Source organism: Thalassospira mesophila (assembly GCF_002115755.1).
Taxonomy (GTDB): domain Bacteria; phylum Pseudomonadota; class Alphaproteobacteria; order Rhodospirillales; family Thalassospiraceae; genus Thalassospira; species Thalassospira mesophila.
In genome coordinates this window covers 34,264-46,031 of record NZ_JFKA01000019.1, presented here as the reverse complement: position 1 = coordinate 46,031, position 11,768 = coordinate 34,264, and the positions used below count along the sequence as shown (strand labels likewise).

2 protein-coding genes are annotated in these 11,768 nt (G+C 51.8%); one reads left to right on the top strand and one right to left on the bottom strand.

Annotation, left to right across the window (positions count from 1 at the left end):
* Window positions 1-653 (bottom strand): autoinducer binding domain-containing protein (locus TMES_RS21290; RefSeq protein ID WP_211275983.1); only part of this gene is annotated, 653 nt, incomplete at its 3' end.
* 418 nt (window positions 654-1,071) lie between these two features.
* Here TMES_RS21290 and TMES_RS21285 point away from each other — a divergent pair.
* Complete coding sequence (locus TMES_RS21285; protein ID WP_158091289.1) at window positions 1,072-11,742, top strand: beta strand repeat-containing protein; 10,671 nt, start codon at window positions 1,072-1,074, stop codon at window positions 11,740-11,742.
* Window positions 11,743-11,768 lie beyond the last annotated feature (26 nt).

Sequence of the window (11,768 nt, the reverse complement as noted above, 5' to 3'; positions counted from 1 at the left end):
ATGCGGTCGGCAATGGCGTCATTGCGCATTCCTTTGCATAGCCAAAGCAGACATTCCCGTTCTCGTGGGCTGAGAAGGGGATAGGAAGTGTTCTTTTTCGGGGCTAGATGGACGTCCGTTCGGGATAATTGAGGATCAAGTTCCTGACAGCGTTGATGCACGGCATGCGCAGCAAGGACAAGGGCGTTTTCCTTGTCGTTATAAAATTGCGAAAATTCCTGCTTTTCCATTGTATTTGCAATGTTGAAGCCACTGATTTTCAGGGTAGAGGGGGCCATTGTTGGAATGACAAATCCGCTACTCGAGCCTGTTTCGGCAAATTCCTGAAGCATCTGAGCGGCGGGCCCAGAGAGGGAAATTGGCAGATTAACCGATCTGGTATCAAATCGGGTTGGTTTGAAATAAGCGCGTCCGACATCAATGAACGGGTCCAGGCTGGCATAGTCATTTTCGAGATAATAGATCATCCACCAGTCTGGAAGGGTGGTGAGAAAGACGATGCTGCCATCCTGTCTTTCATGGGTATAGGTAATTTGATTACCTCCATATTTTTTGAAAAAATCCAGCCCCGCTTGCCATGCGTCTGGCACAGACAGCGCATTGTCCAGTGCATTTAACAGATCAAAAAGATCGTTATTTAGCTGAAGGGCCATTCCTGTCATTCCGGTAAAATTGCCTACCTATGGTTTTCCATAGATTGTTTCTAACAATTTATAAGACGAAAATTACCCTGTTGTCAGCACAAACGCATTCGGAACTTTTAAAGTAAAAAAGTGACATCGATGAAAGTGCTGAATAACGACGATGTAACATATCATTTTGATAAGCATTACATCTGAAATTAATGACACATAAGGATAGTTTTCCGATTCTATGCTTTGGGGTGGGATAGTGAAAATGAACAATTTTTAAGTCAAAAATATTTGAAATTATTAATCGCGATAAGGGTGGGTTTGACCGGATAGGCGAAAATCCGATCAGAGCATAATGCAATACTTTGGGACACTTGCAAGCAGGGCAGTGAATTTGCCTTCTTGGGTTTAAACGGGAAAGCTCAGCATGATATCAAACATGAATAGCATTGTCGCGTCTGCGGATACAGTCGTTGGCGGTCTTGCTAATGCGATTGATCGTGATACCAGTGCCGCATTTCTGGCGGGCCATTTTTTACCGTCGGTTCGGGTTGCGCATCAGGATGTCGGATTAGACCGATTTGATGAGCTGGAAGCACGTGAGATCCAAATTCCCCAGGGACGGCAGGCATTTCTGGAATTTATTGCCGATTGGCAGAAGAAATATAATGCCAACCTGAAGATCGGCATTATTTCTACCCTGATTTTACCTTTGGCTGCTTGCGGTGGTGGTGGCGGTGGACTGGGGGGTGTGTTTGGTGGTGGATCTGGCGGCAAGGTTGTCGATGGTTACATTTCTGGCGCCACTGTGTCGCGTGTTGATGGATCGGGTAATACGGTTACAACCGATGCCAATGGCAACTTTACCGGCCTGACCGGCAGTGGTGCCATCAAGATCACGGGGGGTACCGATATCAGCACTGGCCTGGCGTTTGAAGGGACATTGACGGCTCCAGGGGGTTCCAGCGTGGTCACGCCGCTGACAACACTTGTGCAAAAGCTGATTGACGATGGCGAAAGTGAGGAAGATGCGCTTTCCGCAGTCAAGGCAGCCTTTAATCTGACCGAAGATTTAAAGGCGGTTGATCCGGTCGCCACAAGTAACCAGGCCTTGTTCAAGGCGGGCGTTCAGGTTGCCAATATTATGACGATGGGGGCCAAGGCCCTTACAGGGTCGGGGGCGGAAGGAAACTCATCCTCGGCGATCGATATGGTGGCAACGGCCCTTGCCGCGCAGATCAAGGGTGCCGCCGCACCTGTAACCCTGGACAGTGCCGCGCTAAACACAGTGTTGCAGTCTGCCGGGGTTAGCACGACCATCGCCAATGATGCCGCCTCGATAATTTCAGCAAGTAATACCAATGTTGGTAACGCAACGTCGATAAATGATGTGGTTAAAAGCCAATATGTTGCACAGGGTGAAGCGGCAAATGCCATTAGTGATGGTGCCGCATCGGGGGATTTGTCGCAGGCCGCATCGGAGTTTGATCAGGCCGCACAATCGGCCAAAGCGGAAAATGTATCGCTAAGCAATGGCGGGGTTGGCTCCTTTACTGCTTCTGTGACGGAGCAAGGGGTGTTGTCGCTGTCGAACCTGCCGACATCGGGCAATATAACGTTGACACTGGATGAAAATGGCGGCGGGTCGGTGGTTTACGCCGGTGGAACATTGACCATTCCTGACGCCAATGTTGTGACATCGCTTAATTTATCCGGGGTTGGACGCCCGGTGATTATTAATGATTTTGGTGTCGTCACAACCCTGACCGCAGCGACAGATGCCCGGACAACGATTGTTGGTTCCTATGATATCCTGCGTGCGTTTATTCCAACCGGAGACGAGCAGCAAGGCGACCCGGTTAATACGATCACGGGAACATTTACCTTCCGTGTGACGGGTATTTCGGACCTGAGTGCGGGCAACACAAATTTCTATAATCTGGCTGAAGATATTACCGATATTGGCAGTAACAATCGTATTGCTGTTGTTGGGGATACGGATGTCAGTTTTACCATCGCGGCAAGTGGTGCGCAGTCTTTGGCGTCTTTGTATAGTTTGACGACAACGGGGACTGGCACGGTTACCTTAACGGGGGCAACGGTTGCCAATCTGGCGTCGTCGGTCGCAAAGGTGACCACGGCAGCCAGTACCGGAATTTCGGCCGAAATAACCGATAGCGACGGCGCAAGCCTTGCCTTGTCCAAGGCGCTGTTAAATCGTTTGTCGGCGCTTGATTTCAATGTTGATAACGGCATTATCAATTTTGGCGGGGCCACCAGTGCCGCCTTGCAGGCCGATTTGGCCAAACTCGATATTTCCGGCCATACCGTTGCGATCAATGTTACCGGAGTGATAAACGGTAATTTCTCGATTACCGATGATCAGCTGGAAAATCTTGCATCGTTAACGACGACGGGGACTGGCACAATTACCCTGACAAGCCTTGATGGTGCAGATGATATATCGGCCATTTTGGAGAAATTGACCGTGGCCAGTGGTTCCAGCATTTCTTTTGAAGCGGCAACGGATGAAAACATTGCCCTGACCAAGACGCAGCTTGATCAGATTGCCAGCCTGACCGTAAGCGGAACAGGCACGATTGCTGCGTATAGTGAGGCAACCAGTGCGGCACTTGTGGCCGATTTTGCCAAATTACATGCCGGAAGTGAAAAAATTTCCATTTCGGGGGCAAGCGGGCAAAGTTTTGAAATTACCAAGGCATTTCTTGATCAACTGGCCCAGTTTACAACGGTTTCGGGCAATCTTGCCCTGAGCGGTGTAACAGCGGCCGACCTGTCGGGTGATGTTGGCAAGTTGAGTATCGATGGTGCCTTGTCCTTGCAAGGGGCGGATGGTGAAGACTTTGTAATCGCCAAATCCCTGCTTGATAATGTGGCAGCACTGGAAGCGACAGGCGATGGCACGATTGGTTTTCAAGGTGCAACCAATGCGGATTTGGCGGCGGATCTGGCAAAATTAAGCGTTGTCGATGCCGGGGCAATTTCGGTGACAGGTGCCGATGACGAGGCCTTTACCCTGACGGAAACCCAGCTGGATAAACTGGTGGCATTTAGTGCCGCTGGCACCGGCGCTATTGCGTTATCAGGTGTTACTAACGCCAACCTGGCAGCCGACCTTGGCAAACTATCGGTGGTTAGCGGTTCGATTGCGATTACCGGGGCGGGCGATGAAAACCTTGCGGTTACGCAAAACCAGCTCGATGGTCTTGCCAGTGTTTCCGGTGCAGGGACGGGCGATATTACAGTAACCGGGGTTACTGCGGTTGGTTTTGCCGGTGATATGCAAAAGGTTTCAGTACAAGCAGGCAGTATTTCGGTTGAAGGCGCAAGCGATGAAAACTTTGCGCTCGATAAGACCGTGCTTGATACGCTGGGCCATTTTACGGCTACTGGCACTGGCACCATTACGTTTAGTGACGCGACCAGTGCGGCCTTTGATGCCGACCTTGCCAAGCTAAGTGTTGCGGATGGTTCAATTTCAGTTTCCGGTGCGACGGATGAAAGCTTCACGATTAGTGAAACCGTACTGGCAACATTATCCGGCCTGGCGGCCACGGGGGCCGGTGACATCACACTTACAGGTGTAACGAATGCCGTTTTGTCGGCTGACCTGGCGAAATTGACCGTTGGCAGTGGCGAAATTGCCATTCAGGCGGCATCGGGCGAAAACATTATTATTACGCAATCCGACATCGCAAATATTGCCCAGCTGACAACAACAGACGGCGGCAACCTGACCATCAATGACGCAACGGGCGGCGCACTGAGCGCGGATTTGGCCAAAATAACGGTTGATGGCGATTTGACACTGAATGGTGCGGTGGATGAAACCTTTACGCTGACCCAAAGTGACCTTGGCAACATTGCCGCCCTGAATGTAACCGGTACAGGCGGGGTTACTTTGACCGGGGTAACAGCCGCAACGCTGGCGTCGGACCTTGCCGCAATTACGGTTGCAAACGGTAATTTTGCCATTACCGGTGCGACAGGTGAAAGTTTTACCATAACAGAAACAGCCCTTGCCGAAGTGACGACGCTTCAGGCAACTGGTGGCGGTAATATTGTTTTAAACGATGTTACAGCTGCGGTTCTAACCAGCGATCTGGCGAAAATTTCGGCCATTGATAACGGGTCGATTACCGTTAATGGCGCAACGGGTGAAAACCTGAGTGTTACCAAATCGCAACTTGACGATCTTGCTGCCCTGAATGCGGCAGATGGCGCGACAATTACGGTTAGCGATCTGACGGCAGCAGACTTTGCAGTCGATTTTGGCAAGCTGACGGCGACGGGTGGTTTGGCCTTAAGCGCAGCGGCGGACCAAAGTTTTTCGATCAGCGAAACAGAACTAGCCGGCATCAACAGCTTTACAGTTAGTGGTGCTGGCAATGTGACACTGACCGACGTAACCGCGGCCTCATTGGCTGCTGACAGTGCCAAAATTACAGTAGGTGCGGGCAATATCAACGTTGTTGCTGCCGACGGTGAAAACCTTAGCCTGACCCAGGCGGATGCCGCGACCTATGGCAGTATTACAGCGACCGGGGCGGGCAACATCACCATTACCGAGGTATCAGGCGATGTTTCGGCCGTGCTGGATAACCTGACGGTTGGCACTGGCGTTATCAGTGTTGCGGCGGTTGCCAATCAGGACCTTTCCATCACCGAAGAGGCACTGGGCGATCTGGGTGGGCTGGCTGCGACCGGCACGGGCAATATTGCCCTGACGGATGCCAGCAGTGCATCTGTTGGCAGTGATCTTGCGAAACTGACCACAGAAACCGGCACAATTTCAATCACGGTTACAAGTAGTGATCAATCTGACGTTGCTCTGACATATAGCGATGTATCGGGCAAGATCGTTGAAATCGTTGCGACGGGCAATGTCGACGTTACGATCACGGCGGATGGGGCATATGATTTCTCCTACCTGTCTGGCGGGACGGTGCGCCTGGTGATTGATACAACAAATGGTGACGTGACCCTAAGCGACCTTGACCTCGGCAGTATTGACGAAGTGGTTGTTACCGGGCCGAATAATGCCTTTATTCAGGCCGCAGACGTAGACGGCTTGACCGTGGACTTTAGTGCGACAGGCGAAGGCAACGTTGTTGTTGCCCTGCCCGAAGGCACGACGATTGATGACACAGGCCTTAGTGGCGATGTCGAATATCAGTCCAGCATAACCTACAACGAAAGCGGCACGGTCCTAGACGGGTATCTGGTTGGTGCAACCGTGATGCTGGTGGATGGCGATGGTAACCAGGTAGGGACCCAGACCTGGACGACCGATGAAAATGGCCATTACAGCATTGAAGGTTATCAGTTCACCGGGATACTGCCCGAGAATGTTTCCGTCCGGGTGACGGGCGGTACGGACATGACGACGGGGCAGGCATTTGATGGTGCGTTGTCGGTTTTTGTTGGCGAGAATGCCACCGTGGTAACGTCGCTGACCGCAGTTATGCATCATTTGGTCGCAGGAAATATTTCGACCGATGCAGCTGATGCCCAAAGTGATTTGATTGCCGGGTTGGGGCTGGATGCATCGGCACTATCGGGCGCCAATGTTTTAACCATTGACCCGGTTGCGGTTGTGGCTTCTGGCAGTTCAAGTGCGGTTGATGCCGTTAATGCGGCCACACTACAAATTGCGGCTGCGGAAATGCTAACCATTTCGGCGCAGCTTGCCGAAGCCCTTCAGCCGGTTCTTTCGGCAGGTGAAAATGATTTCAGCCTTGCCGAAATTTCCGATGCGGTATTGGCGCAGATCGCTGTTGCAATTGGCAATGCAAATGGCGCCAGTGTCGACTGGACCGACAGCACTGTGCTGGGCAACCTTATTCAAAGCGTTGGCAATGCGCTGGTTGGTGCGGAAAATTTTGACGGATCCGAGACAGTTGCCACTGGCGTAACACTGCAAGACGTCTTTAGCGAAGTTGCCGAATTACTTGTAAATACGGTGAGTACCCTTGCGGAACTGATGCCAAGCGAACAGCAAATGCAGGATGTTTCCAGCATTGACGCGATGAACCTGATGATTTCAGCGATCAAAATTCAGGCAGCATCAAATGCAACTTTGGGGGATCTGCTAGACGGACTGTTTGACAGTAATGGTGTTTTCGACGAAGTCGGCTATCAGGCATTGCAAACCTATAATGATAACTTTTCAACCAGCTTCCCGACCGATGTTGCAGGTGTTTCGATTGGTGAACTTGTTGACGGAACCATTTATGGTTCTGCCGCAGCTGACATACTGACAAACGGCGATGAAGGCGGTCGTTTTTATGGAAATGGCGGTGCCGATACCATGATCGGCGGAACCGGCGATGACAGGTTCCATCTTGAAGCGGATCATTTGGTAAGCGGCCTTTCCATTACCGGAACCGACGGTGATGAAGGTAGCAAGGACCGCGTGGTCCTGCACGGCGAAGCTAATGACAGCTTTGATTTTACAGCCAGCGGTATGTCGTTTGATGGTGTTGACCGGATCGACATGAACAATGACGTTGCCGGACAGACCGTGATCATTGGGGATCAGCTTGCCGCAACGTCGGATGCGAATAATGACGAGACGCCAGGCGACATTCGCATCGTTTCACGCATTCATGACAGCAATGACCTTGATGTCGGGATGCAAAACGGCATCACGGTTGATGCATCGGGCCTGACCGGAAGCAACCATCTGTATTTTGATGGCGAACGTGCGGTTGACGGGGATGAAACCTATGGCGGTTTCATGGGCAACGACACGGTTACTGGTGGTGCTGGCGATGATACTCTTATCGGCGGGACCGGTAATGATACCCTTATGGGGGCCGACGGCGACGATACGCTGATTGGCGGTGATGGTGCCGACACCGTTATTGGCGGCGCGGGTGATGACCGTATCTTTATTGAAGGTAATGGCGATTATCTGGTTGGTGGCGACGGTAATGATCGCTTCTTCCTTAATACCACTGCTGACCTTGCCGGAAGCCTGACGATTCACGGGGATGGAACATCGGTAGGCAGCACGGGTGCGGACCGGTTGGTGCTTCAGCTTGACGCAAGCGACGACCCGATTTCGGTAGATCTTACCGGTGATAACCTGACGCTTACCGGCATTGATCGCATTGATGTTGGCATGGATATCGCTGGTGTCACCCTGACAATTGATCACGTTCTGGCAGCATCGGCGGACAACAACCAGGATGATAACCTTGGCGATATTCGCATTAACAGCCGGGTTTATACAGATAATGATAGCGGTTTTGGTCTTACATCCGATCCGATTACTCAGGGCATAATTGTTGACGCCAGCACGCTGGAGGCCGGTGATTCTCTGTTATTTGACGGCGAGGTTCATGTTGATCTGGTTGAAGTGGAAGGCCAGGGCGAAGTATATGAAACCCTCGGTGGATTTAACGGCGACGACACCGTTTATGGCGGCGCAGGGGGCGATACCCTTAATGCCGGGGGCGGGAATGACCGGTTGTATGGCAACGACGGCAACGATTACCTGAACGGTGGCGAGGGTAACGACCGGCTTTATGGTGGTGCGGGCGTTAACACCCTGATTGGTGGCGCGGGTCAAGACCGCATTTATCTGACCGATGTGTCGGGCCTTGCCGGAAGTGTGATTGACGGTAATGGCGGGTCGTCGAGCGAAGCCAATGACGTTTCAAGTGATCGCCTGATCCTTGATCTGGAAACGGGCGACACAGTCGATTTCACGACGGCAGACGTCACGAATATTGACCGCATCGATGTGGCAATGGATGTCGAAGACTTCAAGATCGTTCTTGGGCATGATCTGGCCATTAATGCCGATTCAAACAGCGATGGCACCGGCGGAGACATTCGCATCACCAGCCGGGTTTATGTCGATAACGAAAGTCAAATCGGCCTGACGGCGTCCCCCATCACTAATGGCATTTTTGTTGATGGATCGTCTCTCGACGAGACAGATTCCCTGCAATTCGATGGTGAAGTTCACGTTGGCCTGAACGATGCGGCAACCGGTGACGAAACCTATGGCGGCTTTAGTGGTGACGACACCATCTGGGGCGGTGCTGGCGGTGACTTCATTATGGCGGGTGATGGCGATGACCGCCTTAACGGTAATGGTGGCGACGATGTTTTGAATGGCGGTGCCGGATCCGACAGGTTGCATGGTGGAACAGGTGTCGACACAATGATTGGCGGGCTGGGAACCGACCGTCTTTATCTCGACAGTGCATCGGAACTTGAAGACGGTACGGTTATTTTCGGCGGGGAATATGACCTCGAAAATGAGCAGGCAGGTGCCGCTGAAGCCGATACCAAGGACCGCCTGATCCTGAGCGCGCACGGTGATTTTGATTTCACCGACGACACTCTGGAAACGCGCGACATCACAATTGCCCAGATTGACCGTATCGAAATGCGTGAAAATGCTTCAGGCTATGCGCTGGCGTTAGGCGACGGCATGGTCTCGACGGCTGATGCCAACGGCGACGGAACCCTGGGTGATATCCAGATTGTATCGCGGGCATTCGTCGAAGATGGTGACACCGAAACGGATGTTCCCATTACTGCGGGCGTTATCGTTGATGCAAGTGCCTTGTCGGCGAATTATTCCATTCATTTTCAGGGTGAAATCCTGATTGATGATGAAACTGACCTTGAATATGGCGGATTTTCGGGTGACGACCGTATTCGTGGCGGGCTGGGGAGTGACACCATTAATGGCGGTGCCGGTGATGACCGCATTTATTATAGCGGCGGGGCCGATACCCTGATCGGGGGCACGGGCCGTGACCGGTTTTATCTGACGACGGCTGTTCTGGCCGCCGGATTGATGATTGACGGTACGTTGGAAGCCGCAACAAATGACCGTTTGTTGCTGACAAAAGCGGGCAGTTTTGACCTGACGGATCAGTCGCTTGCGGATGGTAATGTGATCATTACCAATATTGACCGTATTGAATTGCGTGCCGACGAGGCTGGGAACATTCTTAAGATCGGTTCTCAGCTTGTCTCTACTGCCGATGAAAATGGCGACGGCACGCTTGGCGATATTTCGGTTGTTAGCCGTGTTAGCGATGACAACGATAATGATGTGGCCATGACCAATGGCGTGGTCATTGATGGTTCAGAACTGACATCGTCGCAAAGCCTGATTGTTGAAGGTGAAATCCAGAATGATCCCGTGGACGGTGATTATGGCGGGTTTACCGGCAACGACACCATGATTGGGGGTGAGGGCAATGACACCCTGGAAGGTGGTGACGGCAACGACGTCCTGATGGGTAACGGCGGTGACGATGTGCTGATGGGCGGTATTGGTGCCGATACCATCACCGGCGGCGACGGGAATGATATTTTTGAAATGCGCCTGGGCGGAGACGCCGTAACAGTTGAATATCCCAACTATACGCCGACGCAGGGGGACTATTTCGAGATTGTGATTGACGGATATGCCTATGGCGCACGGGCAGATGAAAACGAAACATCTATCGAGAGTGTTCTTTCTGACCTTGCCAGTGTGATTAATAATGACAGCGGACACGACTATCATGCGCGGGTGCAGGATGGCGTCTTGCAAATTGCCGGGGTAGGCGAAAGCGTTGCGATTGATGCCAATACTTATTCCCAGGGCACCGCATACGGAACCCAGCCAGATTCTGAAGATTTGTTTGCTTTCAGCTTTACCGATACCACCACACCGCAACCCGGAGATTTCCTGCGGTTAACGATTGGAAACGAGGTTTTCCAGGTTCAAATGAGCGACGGCGATACACCGGGCGGATTGATTTTCCAACTGGCGGCACAAATTTCTGCCAAGGCAGAAATTGCATATGATGAGGATGCAAACGCTGACGTTATTGATGCCGCCGCAATTGATACCGACGGTGATTCAAACCACGAGGCCGACCGTCTGTTTATTCACGTGCCACAGGGACAATCGATAGACTTTGACAATTCCGGCACCATTCGTGCCGATAGCGGTTCGGTTTTTGTCGAAACAAATGCCGGTGACAGCTTTAATGTCGATATTGCGGCCGATACCAATAATGCACAAACTGGCACTTTAACATTGTCGACAGACAATGCGGATTATGTCGCAGGTTCGTTCCTGTCTGTTACCCTTGTTATTACCACGGGTACTGGCGAGGTTGAGACGAATTATCTTTCAGCGCCGGTTGTTGAAAACGACGCTGCGGCCAGCATTAAGGCACTGGCCGATGAAATCAGGGCACAGGATGCAGCCTTTGCCAAAAGCGACGGCGACCCGGATGCGACCTTCTTTGACACCATTACTGTTGATGGCGGAACCATCGAGTTTGTTAGCAAGGAAGATGATTCCGATTTCACCATGGATGCAACATTCCTTGGCGATCTGGGGCCAAATGCGGATTATGTCGATCCGGCACAAGGCGAGAACGACACATTTGACGCCGTTTTGTTTGATTTTTATGATTTTGCCAACGCAAGTCAGCCTTTGCAGGATCATGGAACTTTTGTTCTGGTGATTGACGATTTCACCATCACCCAACCGGTGCATGGTTCGGACAGTTTAACCGACATCGTTTCGCGCTTTGCCGACACCCTGAAATCCTATGGCTATACGGTTGGTCTGGAAGATGAACACACGTTGTTTGTGGCGTCAGACGAAGAAATAACCGGCCATTCGATTAATGCCTATCAGGCCGGTTCAACCCTGGATAACGGCATTGATGGCACAGCAAGTGCTGTTTCGGACAGCACGTCGGCGATGCTGGACGTGATTACCGACTTTGTCATTGGCGAAGACAAATTTGATTTGTCCGCCCTGGGCGGGGATCACACCGTTCCGACCAGCATATCGGTGAATAGTTCGATCACCAATTCGTCGGATCAGGGTTTTGATCTGTCGACGGCCTTTGAAGGATTGACCTTGCAGGGAGATGGGGCCGCGATGTTTGTAGAGGTTTCAGGCGGAGGAGATGCTGCTGGAACCTATCTGATTGTCGATAATGGTGATGGCACAGTGAATGGTGCCGAAGACCTGTTTATCAATGTCACGGGAATTACCGGTGACGTTGAAACGGCCAGTGTTTCCGATCTTTTCTATTCAGAAACATAGACTTGCCTAAAATCGCGGAACAGGGG

Coding starts and splice junctions, on each gene's coding strand:
- TMES_RS21285 (WP_158091289.1), top strand. CDS start 1,072: ATGAATAGCATTGTCGCGTCTGCGGATACAGTCGTTGGCGGTCTTGCT.